Here is a 21658-nt window from a genome sequence, read left to right as displayed (position 1 = left end):
GTCTCCATGGCCGTGAAATCTCTCACCCTCACCCGACAGGACGTGCACGACATGACCGTTTCCCCCGCCTGGTGGCGGCCCGCCCGGGTCCGGCTGCCCGACTGGGCCGCGCTGCGGAGCCGGGCGGAGTCCAGGGGCGCGGCGGACGCCGGAAGCAAGGCTCTCGACACGGTCACGATCAAGACGCAGGGCTTCGAACCGCAGCATCTCCTCGTCCTCGACGCCGAGCGGCAGCTGGCCCTCGAGGATCTCAACGCGCAGTTCCAGGAGCAGGAGCTGGCCGCACGGTCCGCGCAGGCGGCCCACGTCAAGCGCTCCGAGGCCGTCAGAGAGCAGTACGTCCGCGACCGGACCGCCTACGAGATGGCGCTCGGACGGGTGGAACGCCTGGAGCTCGGGCCGTCCCGGTGGGTGGGAGACGGCAGGCCCAGCTCGATCGCGCTCGGCGGCGGCTGGCGGGAGATGCTCCGGATATGGGGCGTGCCGGCACTGCTCCTGCTCGTGCTGCTCACCATCGAGGTCCCCATCTACTACGCGACCTTCCTCGCCTGGGGCGACACGACGATCATGACGTACGCGCTGGCGGTGGGCGCGATCTTCGTCTTCGTCTTCGGACCGCACATGTACGGCCGCAGCTTCCGCGAGTGGCAGGAACACCGCGGGCGGCGCAGGCGCCGGGCCGAGGACGACGAGGAGGGAGAGGACAACCGTGAACGCCGGCGCGGCCTCGCCGGCCGCCCGGTCGTCCTGTTCCTCATCCCGGTGATCTGGCTCGCCGCCATCGGCGCGGTCGTGTCACTCCGGCTGGTGGCGATCGCCGGGACCACCGAGATCACACTGTCGGGTACGACCATCACGATCCCTCCGGCGACCGAGGGCTGGAAGCTGTTCGCCACCGTCGTCCTGTTCCTGGCCCTGATGATCTTCACGGCGCTGATCGCCACGGAGCTGGGCCGCCGTACGGGCAACCCGAACGACCGGGATCTGAAGGAGCAGCGGATGAAGCTACGCCGCGCCGCGCAGGCCCTGGAGATCGCGCAGGCACGTCAGGAGGAGTCCGAGAGGTACGGCGCCGAGCTCGGCGACTACCTGGCGACCCTCAAGCAGAAGCGGGACATGTACACGGCGCAGATCGACGGCGGCTTCGACCACGTGGAGACCGTCTACATGGAGGCGCTCATCGGCGCGCTCGACGACCCCGACGCCTCGCGATACGGGCCGGCGATCCTCGACCGGCACCAGCGCCGTCATTACACCCAGGCGGATTCCTGAAGGACGTCAGATGAGTGTGAACCTCTCGAAGGGCGCCGACGCCCCGATCCGCGACCTGACCAGGATCCTCGTCGGTCTCGGCTGGAAGGCCGCGGGCGAGGACGCCGACCTCGACGCCTCGGCGCTGCTGGTGAGCGGAGTCGGCCGGGTGCTGAGCGACAAGCACTTCGTCTTCTACCACAACCTGACGAGCCCGGACGGCTCGGTCGAGCACACCGGCGACGATCGGACCGGATCGAGCGACGGAGACTGCGAGGTCATCCGGATCGACCTCGCGGAGGTTCCCGGCCGCTGCGCGCGGATCGTCTTCGCCGTGTCGATCTACGAGGGCGAGGTCCGCGGGCAGACCTTCGGCCAGGTGCGCGACGCGTACATCCGGGTGGTCGACGAGACGACCTCCGCCGAGCTGATCCGCTACGACCTCACCGAGGAGGCGTCGGCCTACCCCGCCGTGGTCTTCGGTGAGCTCTTCCTGCACAGCACGGGGTGGCGCTTCCGGGCGATCGGCGAGGGCTACAGCGGCGGGCTTCGCGCCATCGCCACGGTCTTCGGTGTGGACGTGGCGTCGTGATCCTCCGCATCTTCCGCTGGCCGTTCGGCGTGACGGCCTTCGGCCTGCTGATCGCGCTCGTGCTCGGCGGGCCGAAGGCGTTCCTGCTGGTGGCCGTCCTGGCGATCCTGGAGATCTCGCTGTCGTTCGACAACGCGGTGGTGAACGCGCGCGTGATCGAACGGATGAGCCCGCTCTGGCAGCGGATGTTCCTCACGGCCGGCATCGTGATCGCGGTGTTCGGGATGCGACTGGCGTTCCCGCTGCTGGTCGTCGGGATCACCGCCCGGATGAGTCCGGGCGAGGCCATCGGACTGGCGCTGAACGACACCGCCGAGTACGGCAGGCGCCTGCACGAGGCGCACCCGCTCATCGCGGCGTTCGGCGGCGTGTTCCTTCTCCTGATCTTCCTGGACTTCATCTTCGAGGAGCGCGAGTTCACGTGGCTGGCCTGGCTGGAGCGGCCGCTCGCGAAGATCGGCAAGCTCGACCAGCTGTCCGTCGTGGTCGCCCTGGTCGTGCTGGTCGCGACCACCACCTACCTCGCCCCGGAACCCGGGCCGGCGCTCGTCGCCGGAGCTCTGGGAATCGTCACGTACCTGCTGGTCAACAGCCTGGGGAAGCTGTTCGAGGCAGAGCAGCGGGAGGAGGACCCGCGGCGGCGGCCGGGCCCGGCCGTCGCCGGCCGGGCCGGCCTGTCCCTCTTCCTCTACCTGGAGGTGCTGGACGCCTCGTTCTCCTTCGACGGGGTCGTGGGCGCCTTCGCGATCAGCGACGACCTCCTGGTCATCGCCCTCGGCCTGGGGATCGGCGCGATGTACATCCGCTCCCTCACGATCTTCCTGGTCCGCCGGGGCACGCTGGACGAGTTCGTCTACCTGGAGCACGGCGCCCACTGGGCGATCGGGGCGCTGGCGGCGATCATGCTGATCGGCCTCGGCCGTTCCGTACCGGAGATCGTCACCGGCCTGGTCGGTCTCGCCTTCATCGGTACGGCGATGGCGTCCTCGGCCCTGCGCAACCGGCGCGAGAACGCCGGCCGGGACACGCCCCCGGCCGGGGGCGTCGCCGTCACGAGGAACGTCACGCACAGATGAGAGGTGAAGACGGTGCCGGACGACTACTACAGAGGGCCGGACGACTACAGGGTGGTCCTCACCAAGGAAGCGCCGAGGATGTCGATCCCGCGCGGGGGCGGGCAGATGCGGATCAACCTCGACTGGAGATCCTCGGAGACGTTCCCCGTCGACCTGGACCTGTGCTGCCTGTGGGAGCTGACCGACGGCAGCCGGGGCTGCGTCCAGGCGCTCGGTGACAAGTTCCGGGTGCCGAAGGACGGCGCCGATCCGGTGATCATGCTGGACCGGGACGAGCGGTGGGGCGGCAGCGGCGGCGAGACCATGATCATCGACATGGCGCAGGTCCATCTGATCCGCCGGATCCTCGTCTTCGCCCACATCTTCGACGGGGTGCCCAACTGGGCCGCGGCCGGCGGCGTCACCACCGTGTTTCCGGTGAGCGGCCCGCCCATCGAGGTCGTGCTGGACGACGCCAACCCGCGGGCCCGGGTGTGCGCGGTCTTCATGCTCCACAAGGTGGGCGAGGAGCTCGGCATCCGCCGCGAGATGCGCTACTTCAGCCGGGGGCACCGGGGCATGGACGCGGCCTACCAGTGGGGCCTCAGCTACCGGGCGGGTCGCAAGACGTACCACTAGGGAGTGTGCGAGAGGAACGCCCCGGTCACCCGGGGCGCTCCGGTGTCCCGCGCCTTCGGGCCGGGGAGCGCGTCAGGAGTTCCCGGCCCTGCGAACGGGGGGCGGCACCAGGATCCACGCCGTCTCCTCGAAGCCCTTCTCCGGCAGCTTGGCACTGACCTGCTGGAAGTCGGCGGGGTCCAGATCGCCGCTGCCCTGGGCGACGACCTCCATGAAGACGGAGTCCGAGACGGCGATGACCATCATCGCGGCCTCCTCGTTCGCGAGCGCGGCGCGCACGGACGGCGCGTCGAGCACGCGGTGGACCGCGATGACCGTGCGGCCGACGTATCCGTTGGCGCCGCGCCGGACGGAGCCCCGGCATATGGCGACCCGGAGCCGGAGCATCGCGTCCCTGTTCAGCTCGGCGTTCACGTCGTGCAACTCCAGCCGCAGCGCCCGCACGAGGTCAGGGATGACCCGCCTCTCCTCGATGTCCGGCGGCAGCACCGCGAACTGACCGTCGCCCTGCTCCTGCAGGTCGACGCCGGACTCGTCGATGCCCGCCCGGCGCCGGGCGGCCGCCAGCACGGTCACCAGCCGCTCCTGCGCCCGCAGAGCGGCCTCGTCGTCGGTGAACCTGCTGTACTTCTCGATGTCCGTCGCGACGCACAGCCGCACGACGGCCCCGCCGGTCTTCTGCCGCGCCTCCGCCTGCGGCCTCTCCGGCGTGGGAAGCGGCTCGCCGAAGGTCTCGGCCGTCGCCAGCGCGGCTTCCAGGAGATCCGAGCGCGTACGGCGGACCCGGCTGATCGTGGTGCCGACGACGAGGCTGCCCGCGAGGTCCGGGACGTCGCCGGGCAGTTCGAGCAGCACGCGCAGGCCGTACGAGCGGCGGGCCAGCGGACGCCCGGGCTCGGCCGAGAGGATGAACCCGAACGACGGGCGCCGCGCACCGAAGACACGTGGCTCCGGGTCGCCCGGCACGTTGCGCAACCGGTTGACCAGCCTCCGATACCGCCCTTCCGTGCCCGGCGGCGCGGCCGGCGCCCCGCTCTCCGGCCAACTCGAAAGCCGACTCGAAGGCCCGGTCGAGGAGCCGGTCGAAGAGCCGGTCGAAGGCGCGCTGCCCGGCCATGGGCCCACGACGTCGTCCAGCACCGTCTCGCTCATCCCGAGACGCAACGCGACCGCGTCGTCGTCGGCGAGGCGCACCTCGAACCGCACTCCCGTGTAGTGCCGGTCGGAGGGCAGTTCCTCCAGGTCGAACGCGAACAACGCCTCGTAGTGCCGTACGCCCGTGGTCGCGGCGCGGCCGCGCAGCACCGGGGAGAGCGTCTCGTCCGGCACCGGGTAGACGAAGGGCCGGGCGATGTCCACCCCGGACTCGCGCGGGCGCTGTGTCCCGTGGCCGAGCAGGTGTTCCGCCCCGTACAGGTCGGAGCGGGCGAGCAGTTCCCCGGAGGGGAAGCCGTCCGGGGCGTCGGACAGCGCCTCGGACGGAGTGTCGCCGGCCTGCCCGTGCGAACCGGGGAGGGCGGCTGTCCGGTCAGTCATGTGTCGCCTCTCTTGCCTGCGCCGTGGAGGCTTCGACCACGCTGCGCGCGGCGGAGCCCAGACCGAAGAACGTGAACGCCGCCCACAGGTGGGGTTCCTGCGCGGTGACCCGCTGAGCCGAGGCGGCACGGGCCTGCGCGTGCCGGAGAGCACTCACCGGCTCCAGCCCGTCGAGCAGCCATGACTCGTGGAAGTCGGCCATCAGATAGAGACCGGCCTGCTCGCCGACCGGGTAGAGGGTCGTGATCAGCCCGGTGGGCCCGGAGGTGAGGAACGCGCGGCTCAGCCCGACGACGCCGTCCGCCGTCACCGCTCCCCCACCGGTCTCGCACGCCGCGAGGATCACCAGGTCGGCCGCGAGGCCGAGCCCGGGCACCTCCAGGGCTCGCAGGTACCCGTCGTGATCGGCAGAGGGCGCGAGCACGAGGTACGACATCATCGGGTCGTCGTCGATCTTGGTGACCGCGCGGCCGTGGGTGCCGAAGTACAGGACCGTCCCGGTGCCCGCGACCTCGCGCAGGGTCGCGGCGGTGGCCTTCTCCCCCGTGTACAGCCGGGCCGACCGGCCGTACAGGCCGGTGATCTCACCGAAACTCTCCTGCGTCCAGTCCAGCCGCGGCCCTTCGGGCAGCGGGCGGGGATTGACCAGCGCCACCAGCTCGGGAGGGGCGTTCGGCGGCCGTCCCGGACGCGGCGCGGACAGATCGGGGATCATGGCCAGCGCGGGCAGCACCCGGATCGCGTGGCGCTGGACGAGGTACGTCCCGGACGCGTCGCGGAGCGCGGCGAACGGCACATGGAACAACTCCAGGTGCGGGATGACCGTGACCGGTTCGTCCGGATCGTCGGGCAGTAGACCGGCCGGGACGACGTCCCACAGCACCTCGCCGAGCCGGCGCAGTGCGGCGGCCATCGCCGCGCGCGACGCCGCGTCGTGCCGCGACCTCCGCGCGAGCCGGCCGAACTCCTCCACCGTCTCCTTCAGTCCGGCCCGGTCGACGCGCCGGGTGACCCGCGTGAGCGGGCCGCCGCGCGGCCAGACCCAGACGGTGAGCAGGTCAGCGGCGAGGAAGTACTCGACGACGACGGCGTCGTGGCGGGTGAGGACGTCCCGCAGCCCTTCCCGGCTCACCGGCGGGGAGACGCCCAGCCCCCGTGCCGGCCGGCCCGGCCCGGCCCGGTGCGCGCGCAGCGTGTCGGCGAAGGCGCGGGCCCGGGCCATCTCGGAGGCCACCAGGGCGTCCTCGGACGCGTCGAGGTCGAGCAGCAGCGTCACCATCCGCTCGTAGAACGGCAGGGCCTGATCAGTTGAGATGATCTTGTCCCAGTGGGAGTCGAGCAGGGCACGCCATATCTCGACGTAGCCGGCGGCGGTACCGGCCGCCTCGCGGGCCTGGTCCCGGACGAACCGCGCCGCGGCCGCGGGGGCTGACCGGGAGAGGTGGTCACGCATGAGGGCGAGCACGTCGGCGCCGCCGCGTGCGGACAGCAGCACCAGTTCGCCCGCCGACCCGGGCTCGGGTTCCCCGTGGGCGGCCAGCCTGTCCGCCGTCTCCCGCAACGCGTCCCTACCGGCGGCCAGGGCGCGGTCCACGCGCTCCGCCGACGACTCGATCGACTCCGGGTCGTCCGGCGGCGATCCCGTCGAATCGAGCACGCCGCACACGGTCTCGGCCGCCGCCGCGCATGCGTCCGCGGCGGCGGCGAGGCCGGAGGGTGACGGACCGGCACCCGCCAGATCCGCGATCCGGCGCAGCGACTCACGCAGCGGTTCGACCGTCTCCCGGAGGAAACGGAGCGCGTCGAGCCAGGGCGTGAAGGCCCCGGGCCCGAGCGTGATCTCACGCCGCACGTCCGCGGCCGCGACCAGCAACCCGGGCAGGCGGGCGAAGCGGGACTCGGCGAACGCGCAGCGGATCCGCGCGTCGCACAGCCCGAGCAGGTCGATCACTCGACCGGTGCTCGTGGACGCCTCGCTGCCCGCGTACAGCTCGGCCGCGCGGTCGAGGATCGGCGCGGCCTGACCGGACCTCCCGGCGGCCAGCAACTCGATGCCGAGACGGCGCAACGCCGCCCCGTCGCCTGCCTCGAAGACGGTCAGGAGGGGCGCGTCCCGTCTCGCGAGGACCACGAGTTCCCATCCACCGCCCCCACCGGCCGGAGCCAGGCCGACGGCGACGTCCGGGCCGCGCGCCAGCCGGAGGAACCCTCCCCCGTGCTCCGCGAACGCGCTCGCGGAGGAGAGCGCCACGGTCGTGCCGTACGCCGGACCGGCGACGACCCGCCACCGGCCCCGGAGCGACGCGGCGTCGAGCAGCGTCTGGAGGTCCTCCACGGAGGTGGGCCGCGGGTGCGTGACCGGTTCCACCGGGCCGGGGTGGGGCTCGCGGGCCGGCGCCGACGCGACGTCGGGAACCGTCACGGCGCCGGGCCGCGGCACGCCGCGGTGGCCCCGGGGCGTGAAGCGCTGTCTCACGCGGGCGACGACGGCGCTTCCCACCCGGCCGGGGCCCGTGTAGACGGCGTCGAACCACCAGCCGTCGGCGTCCTCGGAAAGGTATCCGTCCAGGGTCCCCGATCCGTCCGGCCACGAGGCCGACACCAGCAGGAAGGACCCGCAGGCCCGCCAGGAGCCGGTCGGCGGCTCGCCCGTCGCCAGGCGTGCCCCGGCGGCGCCGCCGGGACGCAGCCACAGCTCTCCATGGGCGAACAGCCGGTGCAGGAAGGAGTCCCGCGGTCGCGGCGGCACCTCACGCCACTCGGCGAGCCGCCCGTCCGTCCGGTACACGGGTTCGGCGAGCAGGACCGTGGCGGGCCGGCCGGCGAGCATCGCCCCGTCCCCGCTCATGTCGCCTCGCCGTACGCGTAGACGTAGGCCGGGACGTGCCTGCCCTGCGTGGTCGCGGTGACCCTGCGGAACTGCTCCCGGTGCAGGCCGGCCGACTCGGGATAGGCCAGTTCGTCGAGGAGCCGGGCGCTGAGGATCAACGCCAGGTCGTGCCCCGCGTCCACCGGCAGGGCCGCCCGCAGGTCGCCGCTGCCGCACAGGTCGCGGGCGACCCGCACCGCCTGTCCCTCGAATCCCTGGTCGGTCAGCCGGACCAGCCCCTGGTGGAAGGAGATCCGGCAGCGCAGGCGGTGCTCGCCGGTCGCCCGCCGGTTGCGCCGCCACAACGCGTTACGCAACTCCCGGCTCAGGTCGGAGACCACGCGCGCCTCGTCCACCCCCGCGTTCAGCACGAGGAGAAGACCCGACGACAGGACCTGAAGAGTGATCTGGTCGAGCCCGGCCGCCGTGCTCGCGCTCTCGACGACGTCGGCGATCGGGGAGTACGGAGGGTCTACCGGGCCTTCGGCCTCCACTACCGCGCACAACCGCCGTACCGGGTCCGAATCGTCCATTCGCCCTCCGACCACGCAACCGTCCTCGTCAGTCCTCCTCCTCACTGTGCGGTCTCGACGGCGGCCAGATTCCGTATTCAGACGGGATCTCGCTGATTCCCGCCGCGTCGCACAGCGCCCGCCTGTCTCTGATCAGGATCCTTCCGTACCTCGTCTCGATCACCTTGCCGGCCTTGAGCTCCCGCAGGATCTTGTGCACGCTGTTCTCCCGGGAGCCGATCATGGCGGCCAGCTCCTGCTGCGTCAGGGATCCGATCAGCACGCCCTCGCGCGTCGCCTCGCCGTACCGCGTGGCCAGGTAGAGCAGCATCCGCACCGCGCGGACGGGCACGGGGGAGGTGCCGAACTCGATGCGCTGCCAGGTGGCGTGGCGCAGTTTTCCCGCCACGGTGGCGTTGACCGCGAGCGCCGCGCCGGGATGCCGGGCCAGGAAATCGAGGAAATCGCGCTGACCGATCCTGCGCACGAGACAGGCGCCGACCGTCACCACGGACGCCACCCGAGGGCTGCCGTCCAGCGCCGCGAGCTCCCCGACGAGGTCTCCCCCCGCGCGGATCGCGAGCAGGGCCACCTTGCCGTCCACGCTGTTGCCGACGACCTTCACGTATCCCTGGGTGATGAGGAACACGTGCCTGGTCCTCCGGTCGCCCTCCATGAGGATGGTCTCTCCGCCGGCCACCTGCAGCGGGTCGCCGACCGAAAGGAGCTCGTCCCGCGTCACGGGGTCCAGTGAACCGAGAAATGTGTTGGGAGGCCATGACCCCACCCGCCGGGGGCCGTTTGGAGGTTCTGGCGTCGGTGCGGCCATTCACGCTCCCTGGATTCACCACGGGATCAGAGTTTTTTGATTTATAGCGCAAATTCCGCGAAAAGACTGGATCGTTCCCAAGAACCAATGTCACGATCTGTGCCCGTCGCCTCGATCCCGTGGAGGACCAGTGGACACGGTCGCATTCTGGTCCAGGCGTCTCGCCGAGCATCTCGTTCCCGCCGAGGCGGCCTCGGCCGGGCGCGTCGGCGAGGCGTACGTGGCCGGTGGCCGGCGGCGCCGCGACCTCCTGCGCGCTTCCGCCGCCGAACCCGGAGGCTTCGGCGGTGGCAACGCCGGGGAACTGCCGATCATCCTCGACGCGCTCCGCGTCGTCTCCGGCGACCTGCTCGGCCTGCTGACCTCCCATCCGCTGGTCGATCTGCTCATGCTCCTGGCTCTCCGTTCGGGGCGGCCAGCCGGCGGCTTCGGCGTTCCTCCGCGAACTCCCGCGCCCGGCCCCGCTTCCCCACACGGCCCCGCTCCCGTGCTCGACCAGGCCGTCGCCGGGCTCCGGAACCGGCTGCGGGCCCAGGGCGTCGCCGGCGACCGCGCCGAGTCGCTCACCTACGACACCCTCAAGCTGGTCTTCCAGCAGGACCGCGACCCCGCCGAGATCGAGGCGTTCCTCCGGGCGCTCTCCGGCAGCCCTCCCGCGGGTCCTCCGGCCGGGCCCGCGACCACGCAGGCGCTCGCCGGAAGAGGCGGCGGCACCTCCGACTGGCTGCTGCCGCCATGGCTCTGGTTCTACTTCCTCGGAGTCCTCGCCCCTGGTGTGCCCGGGGCGCTGGACGGCCTCCGGCAGGACGCCGACGGCATGACGGTGCTCGTCGGCTCCCTGCTGACCAACGTCGAGCGCGGCGCGGCGGCGCTCCTGACCGCGACCGGCGCCCTGGAGTTCTTCCCCGCGCTGCTCCTGCTGGCCGGGATCGCCGGAGTGCTGTTTCCCGGGGCGCGCGGGCGTTGGGCGGAACGCCGGCACCGGCTGCTGCCGAGCGACGACCCGGTGATCGAGGCGATGACGGCCTTCGTCCGGAGCCACGCCCCCGCCGCCGGCGTCCGGCTCGGCGAACGGCACGACCGGCTGGCCCGGGTCTATCCGGTCGGTTGGCGGGAGGCCCGCGTCGCGGTCTACCCCCCGCTGGTGAGCCTGTGGAGCCGGGACCGGGAGGCGGCCCGGGCCGTACTGCTCCACGAGGTCGCCCACCTGCGCCAGGGAGACCACCTGATCGTCGGCCTCGCCGGCCCGTTCGCCTGGCTCGTCAGGATGTGGGGCGCGGCCCTCGCCGTGCTCGCGCCGGTGTCGGCGCTGTATCTCCTCGCGGGCGGCGTCGGGGGGTCGCCGCTGCTCACGGCCATCCTGAAGGTCGTCGCCGCGCTCCCGATCACCCTGGTCCTGCCCGTGGCGGGCCTGTGGGTCGCCGAGCTCAGCGCGGACCGTTACGCGATGAACGCCGTGGGGCCCGCCGCGCTGGCCCGCGCTCTCGGTCCCGCCCGCCCTCGGGCGCACGCCGTCCGGCGCGCTCTCGCGCTGCTGAGTCATCCTCCGCTGCGGCTCCGGCTGTGGGCCGTGCGTCTGTGGCCCGGCGGTACGGCGGCCCTGGCCGCCCTCTGGCCCCTGGCGGTCGTGGTCCGCATCGCCGCGATCGTGGTCTTCCAGCTGGTCGCCCTGAACCTCACCGGATTCTCCGTCGGCGAGTCGGTGCAGACGGTGATCGGGGGGCTGCCCGAGCGGTTGTCGTCGGCCCGGACCCAGCTCACCGAGATCGCCGCGCTCCTCGTCGCCTGGCCCCTGATCGCCCCGCTCTGGCTGCGCGTCTGGACGCCGGTCCACGCGTCCCGGCAGCGCTTCGCGCCCTACCTGGTCTCGGCCCTCGTCCCCGGTCTGCTCGCCGCGGGAGGTCTCGGGGCCGGCCCGCCGAAGGAGATCGGCTCCGGACCGGCCGGTCCGGTTCCCACCGCCACCACCCCGATCGCGAGCGCCACTACACCGCGGGCGTCGGCGGAACGGACCGGCCTGGTCGACGACCGGCCCTGGGCCGGCCAGGAGCTTCCCGTCGACCTGCGCGTCCAGGCGTACCGGAAACTCGAGCAGCACGGCGACGACCAGGAGTGGCGGAGTGTCGCGGCGGGGTGGCTCGGCGCGGGCGTCTGGCGCGCCGAGCGGGACGGGCGGCTCGCCTTCTCCGACCTGGCGAAGCGGCCCGGCCTGCGGCCGATGGAGGGCGGCTGGCTGCGGATCGGCGACACGGTGACCTTCTGGCTGCCCGTCGAGCGGGACGCGGCAGGCGAGACGATGCTCATGGAGATCAACGGGACCGTCGACCTGACCGGTGGCGAGGCGGTCATGGACGCGTTGTGGACGCGCAAACTCGACGGTTCCCCGGCGGACCTGGGCTCCTTTACCGCCCTGGAGCTCACCGCCGCCCTCGACGTCTCCACCGCGCCCTGACGCGGGAGTCGTCCGGGAGAGCGGGCGCGAAAAAGATCAGCGCGCCACGGCCGGAGCCGGGACGCGCTGAGCTGCTTCGCGGAAGCGGTGTCACGAACCGCGGTGGTGAACCGCGGTGATGGTGCGCCGCCAGGGACTCGAACCCCGGACCCGCTGATTAAGAGTCAGCTGCTCTAACCAACTGAGCTAGCGGCGCCCGCACCACAAGAGTAGCGGCATCCGGAGGTCTCCCGCGCCAGGGCGCGGCCGCGCCCTGTCCTGCTCTTACGTCGCCGGGGTATTCCCATTCCGTGCTCCGGGATAGGTCAGTGACGACGAAGGGAGAGTCACCCATGACACCGGATCTCTGGTCGTATCCCGACACCGTGTACGGCGCCGGAGGGCAGATGGACATCGTCGGATACGACGTCCAGGCCGTGGACGGGAAGATCGGATCTGTGGACGAGGCCACCTACGAGGCCGGCCAGAGCTACATCGTCGTCGACACAGGCCCCTGGATCTTCGGCAGGAAGGTCATGCTCCCCGCGAGCGTGGTGAAGAGCATCGACCGCGAGGATCACAAGGTCTTCGTCACCAGGACCAAGCAGGAGATCAAGAACGCACCGGAGTACGACGAGGCGGCGGTGATGCAGCCCGAGTACCGGGACCGCCTGGCCGACTACTACGGGCGCTTCCCCCGCAGCGAGGCCCTGTGACGGCATGACCGGCTGACGGCACGACGAAGTGAGGGGCCGCGCCGCGACGGCGTGGCCCCTCACCACGTGCGGGTCCGCCCGGCCGGGCGGGCCCGCACGTCAGCCGGGACGAAAAACCTTCATGGCCAGGTGGCGTCGGATGTCGGATTCGTAGGAGCGACGATGCGCAGTTTTTCCAGCAGCGTGACGAACGTCGAGGCGTACGGCGACGGGGCCACGACAGAGGCGACCCGGTCCCAGTCCACCTGTTCGCGCATCGCCCGGACCATCGGCAGCAGCGAGCCGTAGTCGCAGGCGTGCTCGGACAGCGGCATGATCCAGGAGATCACCAGGTCGGTGGCTTCGAGGACGGGCAGGCTCAGCGCGGCGACGTTGATCGGCTCGGCCCGGGCCAGCATGGCCTCGGTGACGGGCCGTTCGGCGAGCGAGAAGATCAGGTCGACGAGCACGCCTTCCTCGTCGAACGCCTTGACCAGCCAGTCCTCCGGTGGTCTCGCGGTCCGGAAACCCAGGCTCTCCAGGGTCTTCAGCGCGAGCGGGACGTCTTCCTCCAGCAGAGCGAAGTCGACGTCGTGCAGCGATGGCGCGGCGCCCCTCGCATATCCGGCGCAGCCTCCGGCCAGGGCGAAGCGCACCCCGGCCTCCTTGAGCCCGGAGCCGGCGCGTTTGAGCGTTTCGAGAATCGCGTCGGTGACTTCGTGACTGTGACTACCCACTCACGTCGCTTGCCCAGCAATGTTCGCCGCAAACAATCGGGGGTAGGGCGCGCTCATGACCGAGACCCTGCAGGAGATCAAGCGCGCCTACGAGGGCGAGGAGAACCGTCCGCTCTCCTCGTACACACGGGTTCTCGCGGTGTACGGCGGGGCCGTTTCCGCGTTGCTGGCCACGGCGAAGCTGACCGGCCGGAAGCCGCCCGAGAAGATCGGCCCGATGGACCTCATGCTCATGGGCCTGTTCACGCACCGGCTCTCACGGACGCTGGCCAAGGACCCGGTGACCAGCCCGATACGCGCCCCCTTCACCCGTTATGAGGGCGTCTCCGGCCCGGCCGAGCTGAACGAGAAGGTCCGTGGTCACGGGTTGCAGCACGCCGTGGGCGAGCTGCTGACCTGCCCGTTCTGCCTGTCCCAGTGGGTGGCGACCGGATACGCCGCGGGCACGGTGTTCTTTCCCCGGCTGACCCGGCTCGCGGGCGCCACCATGGCGGCCGTGGCGATCTCCGACTGGCTCCAGTTCGCCTACGTCCGGCTGATGAAGGCCTCCGAATGAGCGAAGTGCTCGAACCTCTGGAGAACACCGACGAGAACCCGAAGGAGCGGGTCGACCGCGAACTCGGCGAGCTGCTGCAGGGTCTGCGGGTGGCCGCGACGGGCGTGCAGGTGCTGTTCGCGTTCCTGCTGACGCTCCCGTTCTCCTCCGGTTTCGGGAAGATCGACACGACCGGGAACTGGCTGTTCTACATCGCCGTCGTCAGCGCGGCGTTCGCGTCGATCTGCACGATCGCTCCGGCGACCCAGCACCGCATCCTGTTCCGGTCGGGACTCAAGGAACTGCTGCTGCGCCGGGCCAACCGGCTGGGCGTGGCCGGGGCGATGTCCCTGGCCGTCGCCATGGCCTGCTCCACCGCTCTGGTCCTGGACGCGCTGACCAGCGCCTGGCCCGCCGCGGCGGTGGGGACGGGAGTGGCGCTGCTCTGCGCCTGGCTGTGGTTCGTCCAGCCGCTGCTGTCGCTGCGCCTGGTCAGGGACGACGCCTGAGACGGGGAGCGCGACCGTGGTTCGCCGCGGTCGCGCTCCGCTTCGTACGGGCGGCCTACCGTCCGTCCTTCAGTCTCGGCAGGATCTCCGCGGAGTAGAAGGAGAAGAACCCCTCCTGCTCCGGGCCGATCTGGGCGATGTAGACCTCGTCGAAGCCCGCGTCCACGTACTGGCGGATGGCGTCCAGGTGCGTTTCGGGTGAGGACCCGCAGGGCGTCGAGGCGGTGGCGGCCTCCTCCGTGACGAGCTCCGAGAGCTGCTCGAAGTGCCGCGGCAGCGGCAGGAGCTGGGCGGCCTCACCTGGAATGCCCTGATTGGGCCAGAGCCGGTGGACGGTCTTGCGCGCCTCGGCCTCGTCGTCCGCCCAGCAGACCTTGAGCCCGGCGGCCGACGGCTTGCCCTCGCCGCCCGCCTTGTGGAACGCCTCCACCATGTCACCCGCCGGAGCGGTGTGGATGTATCCGTCGCCCAGCCGGCCGGCCAGCTCCACCGACTTGGGCCCGAAGCCCGAGATGTAGATCGGCGGAGGCTGGTCGGGAAGCGAGTACAGCCGCGCCGTGTCGACCTCGTAGAATTCCCCGTGGTACGTCACCAGCTCACCCGTCCACAGCTCGCGGATGACGTCGACGGCCTCCTCCAGCATCCGCTGCCGCTCCTCGGCGGGGGGCCACTGGTCGCCGAGGATGTGCTCGTTGAGCGCCTCTCCGGTGCCGACCCCCAGGCGGAACCTCCCGTCGAGCAGGATCTGGGCGGTGGCCGCCGCCTGGGCGATGATCGCCGGGTGGATGCGGATGATCGGGCAGGTGACCGCGGTCGTCACCGGCAGCGAGGTGGCCTGCGAGACGGCTCCGATGACGGACCACACGAAGGAGCTCTCCCCCTGCTCGTCGAGCCAGGGGTGATAGTGGTCGGAGATCCAGAGGGCCTCGAACCCGGCCTCCTCGGCTAATTTCGCCTGCCGTACGAGCTCCTTGGGATCGTGTTCCTCGCTCGACAGAAAATATCCGAAAGTAGTCATGTATCCCCACATGCCCGAATCAGGTCAAGCAAACGTAACAATGTGTGCTTTGGCCGCAAATTCATTCGGGCCCAGGACTGGATGATGTTACGTGCCCCCTCGCGAGGGCAGTGGAGGGCCATGGCTACTCTGCTTTGGATCATCGCCGTGGTACTGGTCATCGCCGGGATCTACGTCATCCTGGCCCGTCGGGACATCCTCTGGGGGATCGTCCTCATCGTCCTCGGGTTCCTCATCGGCCCCGGGGGTGTCAGCATCTTCAATCCCTAGCCGCGTACACCCTGGTCTGGCACCACTCTGATCTGGCACGGAACGGCGACCGGTTCTGACAACCGGTCGCCGTTCCGTATCCGGCGGACGCCCGCCGGGGCGCGTCGTCCGCTCGCCCGGCGGTCACGCGGCAGCGGCCGCTCAGCAGTCGTCGCCGTTGAGGCAGTAGACGGTGTAGGCGTGCTTGATGACCGGCAGGGCCACGTTGCGCACCCGAATGCCGCCGGGGGTGACGCCCTTCTCCGTGCCCGCGTGCGCGTGCCCGTGGATGAACAGGTCGGCGCCCTCCGCGTCCGCCGCCTCGGCCAGCATGTAGCTGCCGAGGAACGGATAGATCTCCGGAGGCTCGCCCATCAGCGTGTCCTTGACCGGGGAGTAGTGGCTGAGCACGATCTTGTGGTCGGCGTCCAGTTCCTTCAGCGCCCGCCGCCACCTTTCGGCGATGTCCTTGGTGTGCCGGACGAACGCCTTCGTCTCCGGCTCCCCGAACTCGCTGGCGCACTTCCCGGCGAAGCCGCCGCCGAAGCCCTTGCCGCCGGCCACTCCCAGCCGTACGCCGTCGACGGGGACCACGGTGCCCTCGTCGTCCAGCACGGTGATGCCCGCGTCCCGCAGGAGATCGATGATCTCCTGGTTGTGGTCGGAGTGGTAGTCGTGGTTGCCGAGCACGGCGACGACCGGAATGGGCAGGCCGCTCAGTTCCTCGGCGACCACCCGGCCTTCGGCGATCGTGCCGTGCCTGGTGAGGTCGCCCCCCACGAGCAGCACGTCGGCGCGGCGCTCGATGCCCTCGATCTTCTTGCGATAGTGGCCGCGCAGGTCCTCGCCCAGGTGGATGTCCGCTACGGCGGCGATGCGCAACTCCGTCACAGGTGTTCCTCCTCTCCCGGCTCCCGCACTTCCACCAGAGTGATCTCGTTGTGTACGTGCAGGCCCGGAGCCGCTTCGCGGGCGACGTTCTCGATCTGGTGCCGCCGCTCGTCACAGGACACCTGCCCGCGCAGGTAGACCTGTTCTCCCCGCACGTCGACCCGGATGCCCAGCTCGGTGGTCCGATCGTCTTCCGCGAGAGCCCGCTGCACGCGGGCCGCGACATAGTGCGGCGTCTCCATCTCTGAACCCCCTAGGCCTTTTAGATGAGCGCTGCCCGGAGCTTCCCTGGCGAAACCACTGGCCTTTCCCGGCGAAAACCCTGGTTTGGCGGGCTCCTAGGGGGTTATGGTTAGTGATATTCCTGGTGCCTAAGACGCAGGTACCTCCTTGGCGTGAGCATGCCATGTTGGAGGAGCGTCTTGGGAACGTGCGACCGGTCTTCCCCCCGCCCTGAAAGAACCGCCGCGGGCACGGAACACATCGGCGTCGGCACCTGTCTCCCCCTCCTCTCCGACGGCTCCCACGCCGCGGCCTCCCCCCTGACGGCCGCCCCCGGCGACGCCCCCGCGGCGCGCGCCCTGCCGCTCACGGGCCCCGGGCCCGCCCTCCGCCCCTCGCCCGCAACGGCCCGCCGTACACGACCGGCTCCTGAGGCGCCCCCGGTCGCCGGGCCCGTTCACCTGGACTCCCTGACTCCCGAGCCGGGTACCCGCCACTGCCGCTCATGGAGGAACCCCCAGTGAAGATCGCCATGGTCTCGGAGCATGCCAGCCCACTCGCCACGCTCGGCGGCGTCGACGCGGGCGGCCAGAACGTGCACGTCGCCGCGCTCGCCCGCGAACTCGCCCGAGCCGGCCACGAGGTCACCGTCTACACGCGCAAGGACCGTGAGGACCTCGCGGAAACCGTCGCCTTCGCCCCCGGTGTGGACGTCGTCCACGTCCCCGCGGGCCCCGCCTCCGAGATCCCCAAGGACGAGATCCTTCCCTGGATCCCCCACTTCGGGAAGTGGCTGCACGACCGGTGGCTGTTCGACCGGCCCGACGTCGTGCACAGCCACTTCTGGATGAGCGGCCTGGCCGCGCTCGCGGCGGCGGAGAAGCTGCGGATTCCCGTCGTGCACACCTACCACGCTCTCGGCAGCGTCAAGCGGCGCCACCAGGGCCCGGCCGACACCAGCCCGCGCGACCGCGTGGAGGCCGAGGCCGAGATCGGGCGGCGCGTGGACGCCGTCATCGCGACCTGCGGCGACGAGGTGGACGAGCTGATCCGCCTGCGGGTGCCGCGCCGGACCGCGCGGGTGGTTCCCTGCGGGGTGGACGTGACCGCCTTCAATCCCCACGTACGGCCGCTGGAGCGGCCGGGCCGCCCGCGCCTGCTGTCGGTGGGCCGGCTGGTGCCGCGCAAGGGCGTGGAGACCACGATCCTCGCCCTGCAGTACCTGAGGGACGCCGAACTGGTCGTCGCGGGCGGCCCCCCGGCGGCCGAACTGCACCGCGACCCCGAGGTGACCCGGCTGCGCTGGCTCGCGGCCCAGGCGGGGGTGTCCGACCGGGTGCGCTTCCTCGGCCGCGTCGAGCGCGACAGGCTCCCCGCGCTGATGCGCTCGGCCACCGCGGTCGTCTCCGTCCCGTGGTACGAGCCGTTCGGCATGGTGGCGCTGGAGGCGATGGCCTGCGGCGTCCCGGTCGTCGCCTCGGCCGTCGGCGGGCAGCGGGAGACCGTCGTCAACAACGTGACCGGCGTCCTCGTCCCGCCCCGCCGCCCCGCCGTGCTGGCCAGGGCGCTGCGCCGGCTGATCGACGACCCGGTGCGGCGCACGGCGTACGGCATCGCCGGGGCGGACCGGGCCCGGGTCAGGTACAACTGGGGCCGGATCGCCGGCGAGACCCTGGCCGCCTACGACCAGGTGCTGCCCGCCCGCCACCTCGACCGGAGCGCGTCGTGAGCGGCGTCGCCCCCCGGAGGTGAGCCGGTGACGTCCACGGCTCTCGTGCTGCGCTCCGACGGCATCGGCGGCTTGCTCACCGTCGTACCGGCGCTGCGCGCCCTGCGCCGGCACGGGCTGCGCGTCGTCCTCGCGTGCCCGCCGGAGCTGAGCGAACTGGCGGCGCTCACCGGCGCGGTGGACCGCATCCTGCCCGCCCGCGGGCTCGCGCCGCTGTCGTGGCCCGGCCCCGGCGAGGAGGACGCCGGGCATCCCCCGCTCCTGCCGGACCTCGCCGTGAACCTGCACGGCCGGGGGCCGCGCAGCCACCACGTCCTGCTGAACCTGCGGCACGAGGGCAGGGGCGTCGACCGCCTGTGGGCGTACGCCAACCGGGACGTGCCCTGGGTCAGGGGGCCGTGGTGGCAACCGGGCGAGCACGAGGTGCTGCGCTGGTGCCGCCTGCTGCGGTGGTACGGCGTGCCGGCCGACCCGGAGGACACGACGCTGCCCACGCCCCTGACGGCCAGCCCGGCGCCGGGGGCGGTCGTGATCCACCCGGGAGCAGGCGGCACGTCGCTGCGCTGGCCCGCGGAGCGCTTCGCCAAGGTGGCGCGGACGCTGGCGGACGACGGCCTGCCCGTCGTGATCACCGGGAGCCTGCGCGAGCGGCCGATGGCGCTGCTCGTGGCGACCCGGGCGGTGCTGCCGCCGCAGATCGTGCTGGCCGGCCGCACGTCGCTGCGGCAGTTGTGCGCGCTGGTCGCCGGGGCCCGCCTGGTGATCAGCGGCGACGTCGCGCTGACGCGGCTCGCGGCGGCCTACCGGACGCCCTCGGTGCTGGTGTCGCCTCCGGACGGCCGCCGGCACCCGCTGCTGCACGAGGTCGGCGACGCCGGGGCGATCTCGGCGACCCAGGTGATCGACGCCGCGGTGCAGGCCCTCGGGGCGGGGGTGCGCTGACCGCCTCCCCTCTCGACGTGCCGCCTCGCGCGTGCGAGGCGGCTCTGGAGAGCACGGTGGAGGTGGCCGTTCGAGGCGGCCTCTTGGAGTGACAGGGGGTCAGGCGGCCCGGCGGTCCTTGTGGTGCCGGCGCCGTGCCGACCGCTGTGCCGACCGCCGGGACGGCGCCTGCCGCAGGAGGGCGATGACGGCCTGCTCGACCGGTCCGTGCGTGGCGAGCCCGCCTTCGGCGTCCTCGGCCAGCCGTTCGAGGGGGATGGTCCGGCCCTTCTCGTACAGCGCGACGAGACGCGGGTCCACGTAGGAGGCGCGGCACACCGACGGGGTGTTGCCGAGATACTCCGACACCTCCTTCATCACCCGGGACACCGCGCGCTTGCGGCCGGCGCCGCTGCGCACCGGCCGGGAGACGGCGAGCCCGACGGCCGCGAGCACGGTGGCGTGCCAGGTGCGGAAGTCCTTGGCCGAGACGTCGGACCCGAAGGCGTCCCTGAGATAGGTGTTGATGTCGGAGCTGCGCACGTCCACCCACGCCCCCTCCCCCGTCTCGCCGGCCCCCTCGCCGGTGCTCTCGTCGGCCCCCTCGTCGGCCCCCTCGTCGGCCCCCTCGTCGGCCCCCTCGTCGGCGCGGTACCGCAGCAGTTCGCCGCGGTGTCCCTTCGACAGCGCGGTCAGCACCTCGCAGACCTCGGCGTCGGCGAGCACCTGCTCCCGCTCCTTGCGGCCCTTGGCGAGATAGCGGCACACGACCCTGCCGTCGCCGCACTTCACGTGCGAGGTCCTGAGCGTGGCCAGGCCGTAGGAGTCGGTGTACTCCTCGCCGCCGACCCGGAAGAAGCCGATGTCGAGCATCCGGGCGGCCGTGGCCAGCACCCGTTCGCGGCCCAGCCCCTCGCCGCGCAGGTCCCGCGCGACCCGTTCCCGGAACGCGGGGAGGCGTTCGGCGATCTCCAGCACGTGGTCGAACTTGGCCTCGTCCTGCCGCCTTCGCCACTCGTCGTGGTAGCGGTACTGGCGCCGGCCGGCGGAGTCGGTCCCCACCGCCTGCAGGTGGCCGTTCGGATGGGCGCAGATCCAGACGTCGGTCCAGGCCGGCGGTATCGCGAGGGCCCTGATCCGGAGCAGCGCGGCGCGGTCGCGCACGGGCCGGCCGGAGGCCCAGGTGTAGCTGAACCCGCGCCCCCGGCGGCGGCGCCTGATGCCCGGCTCGGCCGGATCGCTCGGCCGCAGCTCGACGGGCTTCGCCTGGAACACCTCGGCCGCGGCCGTGCTCATCGCAGCAGGTCCCAGGCCTGTTCGAGCACGTCGTCGACGCCGACGTCGGCGACCCAGGAGACGTCCCGGTGGCCGCACTCCCGCATGCCGTCCTTGGTCGCGCCCGCGCCGCAGACGGGGCAGCGCGACGTCCAGGAGATGAGCGGCCGGTTGTGGCCCCTGCTCAGCGGCCCCCAGTTGATCATGTTGCCGCACCAGTAGACGCCGACCGTGGGCGTGCCGGTCGCCGCGGCCAGGTGCCGTGGCCCGGTGTCGTTGGAGACGAGCAGGTCGCAGGCGGCGTACAACGCGGTGAGGCCGCCGAGTGACAGCTCCCCGATCACGGCTCTCGCCGGGGCCTGCATCTGGGCGACGACCTTCTCGACGAGGTCGCGCTCCTCCTCGACGCCCGTCACCACCACCGGCCGGCCGAGCCGGTCGGCGACCTCCGCGAACCGCTCCGGGGGCCAGCGCCTGCGCCGGTCGCGCGCGCCGGGATGGATCGCCACCAGGCCGCGCGGCACCTTGCCCAGCACGCGGTTGAGCTCGGCCCAGTCCTCCCTGACGACCTCGACCCTCGGTTCGATCTCGCTGGTCGCCGCGCCGAGCAGGCCCGCGACCTCCAGGTAGCGCAGCGTCTCGTGCTGGTAGTGGACGTACGGCACCCAGCGGTCGAGCGGTTCGGCGTCGGGGGTGCGCAGCCCGGCGGTCAACCGCGCGCCGAGGCGGCGGATGAACGGGTTGGAGTTGCGCCCGCCGCCGTGCATCTGGACGGCCAGGTCGAACCTGCGCTCGCGCAGGTGCTCGTACAGCTCCTCGGGGGCGGCGGACCCGTCCGCCGGGGAGGAGACGCCGGAGATGGGCGGCAGGGGCACGACCTCGTCCACCGGGCCGGGGCGGCCCCGCAGGAACTTCGCGTGCCACTCACGGCCCAGCAGGGTGATCTTCGCAGCCGGGTAGGCCCGGCGCAGCGCCCCGATCGCGGGCAGGGCCAGCAGCAGGTCGCCGAGCGCGTTGGCCCGCAGGACGGCGATCCGCTCGACGCCTTCGACGAGCAACGCGCTCATGGGCACGAACCTCTGGTTGCCCGCGTCCTCTCGTCCATCGGACACCCCCCATTCCGTCCGGCCCGCCGGCTGACCACCGGCGGGGCGCTCGTGTGG

General features: G+C 72.0%; 21 protein-coding genes and 1 tRNA gene. 11 read left to right on the top strand and 11 right to left on the bottom strand.

Annotated elements, in window-relative coordinates:
• The first annotated feature begins 6 nt into the window (after window positions 1-6).
• The 4 genes from HHX33_RS17100 to HHX33_RS17085 are packed head-to-tail and all read left to right on the top strand — an operon-like array spanning window position 7 to window position 3537.
• Window positions 7-1272: a hypothetical protein gene (locus HHX33_RS17100; RefSeq protein WP_182875449.1), complete on the top strand. Its 1266-nt coding sequence runs from the start codon at window positions 7-9 to the stop codon at window positions 1270-1272.
• Between the two features lie 10 nt (window positions 1273-1282).
• A complete protein-coding gene (locus tag HHX33_RS17095) occupies window positions 1283-1843 on the top strand; it encodes a TerD family protein (RefSeq protein WP_182875448.1) in 561 nt (186 codons plus the stop codon).
• Window positions 1840-2919, top strand: coding sequence for a DUF475 domain-containing protein (locus HHX33_RS17090; RefSeq protein WP_182875447.1), 1080 nt, complete (start codon window positions 1840-1842; stop codon window positions 2917-2919). Before HHX33_RS17095 ends, HHX33_RS17090 begins: the two co-directional genes overlap by 4 nt.
• Window positions 2920-2922: 3 nt before the next feature.
• Window positions 2923-3537, top strand: coding sequence for a tellurium resistance protein (locus tag HHX33_RS17085; protein WP_182875446.1), 615 nt, complete (start codon window positions 2923-2925; stop codon window positions 3535-3537).
• A 72-nt stretch (window positions 3538-3609) separates the two neighbouring features.
• Here the strand turns inward: HHX33_RS17085 and HHX33_RS17080 are convergent, their stop codons facing one another.
• The 4 genes from HHX33_RS17080 to HHX33_RS17065 are packed head-to-tail and all read right to left on the bottom strand — an operon-like array spanning window position 3610 to window position 9196.
• Complete coding sequence (locus HHX33_RS17080) at window positions 3610-5073, bottom strand: hypothetical protein (protein WP_182875445.1); 1464 nt, start codon at window positions 5071-5073, stop codon at window positions 3610-3612.
• Window positions 5066-7921, bottom strand: coding sequence for a CHAT domain-containing protein (locus HHX33_RS17075; RefSeq protein ID WP_182875444.1), 2856 nt, complete (start codon window positions 7919-7921; stop codon window positions 5066-5068). Before HHX33_RS17075 ends, HHX33_RS17080 begins: the two co-directional genes overlap by 8 nt.
• Window positions 7918-8475: a hypothetical protein gene (locus tag HHX33_RS17070; protein WP_182875443.1), complete on the bottom strand. Its 558-nt coding sequence runs from the start codon at window positions 8473-8475 to the stop codon at window positions 7918-7920. Before HHX33_RS17070 ends, HHX33_RS17075 begins: the two co-directional genes overlap by 4 nt.
• Window positions 8476-8503: 28 nt before the next feature.
• Window positions 8504-9196 carry a Crp/Fnr family transcriptional regulator gene (locus HHX33_RS17065; RefSeq protein WP_182875442.1) on the bottom strand — a complete coding sequence of 231 codons (693 nt, stop codon included), beginning with the start codon at window positions 9194-9196 and terminating at the stop codon, window positions 8504-8506.
• Window positions 9197-9413: 217 nt separating this feature from the next.
• Here HHX33_RS17065 and HHX33_RS37240 point away from each other — a divergent pair, with 217 nt between their 5' ends.
• On the top strand, window positions 9414-11735 hold the full coding sequence (locus HHX33_RS37240; RefSeq protein ID WP_182875441.1) for a M48 family metalloprotease: 2322 nt from the start codon (window positions 9414-9416) through the stop codon (window positions 11733-11735).
• Window positions 11736-11854: 119 nt separating this feature from the next.
• Here the strand turns inward: HHX33_RS37240 and HHX33_RS17055 are convergent.
• Window positions 11855-11931: transfer RNA gene (locus HHX33_RS17055), tRNA-Lys, on the bottom strand.
• Window positions 11932-12067: 136 nt separating this feature from the next.
• Between HHX33_RS17055 and HHX33_RS17050 the strand changes: the two genes are divergently transcribed.
• The gene (locus HHX33_RS17050) at window positions 12068-12430 is read left to right on the top strand and encodes a PRC-barrel domain-containing protein (protein WP_182875440.1); all 363 of its coding nucleotides are present in this window, start codon (window positions 12068-12070) and stop codon (window positions 12428-12430) included.
• 119 nt (window positions 12431-12549) lie between these two features.
• Here the strand turns inward: HHX33_RS17050 and HHX33_RS17045 are convergent, their stop codons facing one another.
• On the bottom strand, window positions 12550-13146 hold the full coding sequence (locus tag HHX33_RS17045; RefSeq protein ID WP_117408474.1) for a nucleotidyltransferase: 597 nt from the start codon (window positions 13144-13146) through the stop codon (window positions 12550-12552).
• Between the two features lie 55 nt (window positions 13147-13201).
• On the opposite strand from HHX33_RS17045, the gene HHX33_RS17040 reads away from it, so the two are divergent.
• Window positions 13202-13702: a DUF1360 domain-containing protein gene (locus tag HHX33_RS17040; RefSeq protein WP_182875439.1), complete on the top strand. Its 501-nt coding sequence runs from the start codon at window positions 13202-13204 to the stop codon at window positions 13700-13702.
• Window positions 13699-14190 carry a DUF6328 family protein gene (locus HHX33_RS17035; protein ID WP_182875438.1) on the top strand — a complete coding sequence of 164 codons (492 nt, stop codon included), beginning with the start codon at window positions 13699-13701 and terminating at the stop codon, window positions 14188-14190. Before HHX33_RS17040 ends, HHX33_RS17035 begins: the two co-directional genes overlap by 4 nt.
• 55 nt (window positions 14191-14245) lie before the next feature.
• Here HHX33_RS17035 and HHX33_RS17030 read toward each other — a convergent pair whose 3' ends face one another.
• The gene (locus tag HHX33_RS17030; protein WP_182875437.1) at window positions 14246-15208 is read right to left on the bottom strand and encodes a TIGR03557 family F420-dependent LLM class oxidoreductase; all 963 of its coding nucleotides are present in this window, start codon (window positions 15206-15208) and stop codon (window positions 14246-14248) included.
• Between the two features lie 120 nt (window positions 15209-15328).
• Here HHX33_RS17030 and HHX33_RS17025 point away from each other — a divergent pair, with 120 nt between their 5' ends.
• The gene (locus HHX33_RS17025; protein WP_165900798.1) at window positions 15329-15478 is read left to right on the top strand and encodes a GPGG-motif small membrane protein; all 150 of its coding nucleotides are present in this window, start codon (window positions 15329-15331) and stop codon (window positions 15476-15478) included.
• A gap of 141 nt (window positions 15479-15619) precedes the next feature.
• Here the strand turns inward: HHX33_RS17025 and HHX33_RS17020 are convergent, their stop codons facing one another.
• Window positions 15620-16348 carry a metallophosphoesterase family protein gene (locus HHX33_RS17020; RefSeq protein ID WP_208759273.1) on the bottom strand — a complete coding sequence of 243 codons (729 nt, stop codon included), beginning with the start codon at window positions 16346-16348 and terminating at the stop codon, window positions 15620-15622.
• Complete coding sequence (locus tag HHX33_RS17015; protein WP_182875436.1) at window positions 16345-16590, bottom strand: BON domain-containing protein; 246 nt, start codon at window positions 16588-16590, stop codon at window positions 16345-16347. The genes HHX33_RS17020 and HHX33_RS17015 overlap by 4 nt, the downstream gene beginning before the upstream one ends.
• A 485-nt stretch (window positions 16591-17075) precedes the next feature.
• On the opposite strand from HHX33_RS17015, the gene HHX33_RS17010 reads away from it, so the two are divergent.
• Both HHX33_RS17010 and HHX33_RS17005 read left to right on the top strand, forming a co-directional pair.
• On the top strand, window positions 17076-18299 hold the full coding sequence (locus HHX33_RS17010) for a glycosyltransferase (RefSeq protein ID WP_259402551.1): 1224 nt from the start codon (window positions 17076-17078) through the stop codon (window positions 18297-18299).
• A 27-nt stretch (window positions 18300-18326) separates the two neighbouring features.
• Entirely contained in the window at window positions 18327-19241 is a 915-nt protein-coding gene (locus HHX33_RS17005) for a glycosyltransferase family 9 protein (protein WP_182875435.1), read from the top strand.
• Between the two features lie 99 nt (window positions 19242-19340).
• Here HHX33_RS17005 and HHX33_RS17000 read toward each other — a convergent pair whose 3' ends face one another.
• Both HHX33_RS17000 and HHX33_RS16995 read right to left on the bottom strand, forming a co-directional pair.
• The gene (locus HHX33_RS17000; protein ID WP_182875434.1) at window positions 19341-20516 is read right to left on the bottom strand and encodes a DNA topoisomerase IB; all 1176 of its coding nucleotides are present in this window, start codon (window positions 20514-20516) and stop codon (window positions 19341-19343) included.
• On the bottom strand, window positions 20513-21607 hold the full coding sequence (locus tag HHX33_RS16995) for a glycosyltransferase family 9 protein (RefSeq protein WP_310741414.1): 1095 nt from the start codon (window positions 21605-21607) through the stop codon (window positions 20513-20515). The genes HHX33_RS17000 and HHX33_RS16995 overlap by 4 nt, the downstream gene beginning before the upstream one ends.
• Window positions 21608-21658: the final 51 nt, after the last annotated feature.

Origin of the sequence: Microbispora sp. H10670 (assembly GCF_014161385.1) — a bacterium.
GTDB classification, from domain to species: Bacteria; Actinomycetota; Actinomycetes; order Streptosporangiales; family Streptosporangiaceae; genus Microbispora; species Microbispora triticiradicis.
The sequence above is the reverse complement of the archived record's forward strand: the minus strand, read 5'-3'. Positions and strand labels throughout refer to the sequence as shown.

Bases quoted from the DNA above. Each gene is read 5' to 3' on its own strand.
- HHX33_RS17095 (WP_182875448.1), top strand. From the start codon at position 1,283: ATGAGTGTGAACCTCTCGAAGGGCGCCGACGCCCCGATCCGCGACCTG.
- HHX33_RS17075 (WP_182875444.1), bottom strand. From the start codon at position 7,921: ATGAGCGGGGACGGGGCGATGCTCGCCGGCCGGCCCGCCACGGTCCTG.
- HHX33_RS17035 (WP_182875438.1), top strand. From the start codon at position 13,699: ATGAGCGAAGTGCTCGAACCTCTGGAGAACACCGACGAGAACCCGAAG.
- HHX33_RS17025 (WP_165900798.1), top strand. From the start codon at position 15,329: ATGGCTACTCTGCTTTGGATCATCGCCGTGGTACTGGTCATCGCCGGG.
- HHX33_RS17030 (WP_182875437.1), bottom strand. From the start codon at position 15,208: ATGACTACTTTCGGATATTTTCTGTCGAGCGAGGAACACGATCCCAAG.
- HHX33_RS17100 (WP_182875449.1), top strand. From the start codon at position 7: ATGGCCGTGAAATCTCTCACCCTCACCCGACAGGACGTGCACGACATG.
- HHX33_RS17015 (WP_182875436.1), bottom strand. From the start codon at position 16,590: ATGGAGACGCCGCACTATGTCGCGGCCCGCGTGCAGCGGGCTCTCGCG.
- HHX33_RS17080 (WP_182875445.1), bottom strand. From the start codon at position 5,073: ATGACTGACCGGACAGCCGCCCTCCCCGGTTCGCACGGGCAGGCCGGC.
- HHX33_RS17010 (WP_259402551.1), top strand. From the start codon at position 17,076: ATGGAGGAACCCCCAGTGAAGATCGCCATGGTCTCGGAGCATGCCAGC.
- HHX33_RS17050 (WP_182875440.1), top strand. From the start codon at position 12,068: ATGACACCGGATCTCTGGTCGTATCCCGACACCGTGTACGGCGCCGGA.
- HHX33_RS17040 (WP_182875439.1), top strand. From the start codon at position 13,202: ATGACCGAGACCCTGCAGGAGATCAAGCGCGCCTACGAGGGCGAGGAG.
- HHX33_RS17000 (WP_182875434.1), bottom strand. From the start codon at position 20,516: ATGAGCACGGCCGCGGCCGAGGTGTTCCAGGCGAAGCCCGTCGAGCTG.
- HHX33_RS17070 (WP_182875443.1), bottom strand. From the start codon at position 8,475: ATGGACGATTCGGACCCGGTACGGCGGTTGTGCGCGGTAGTGGAGGCC.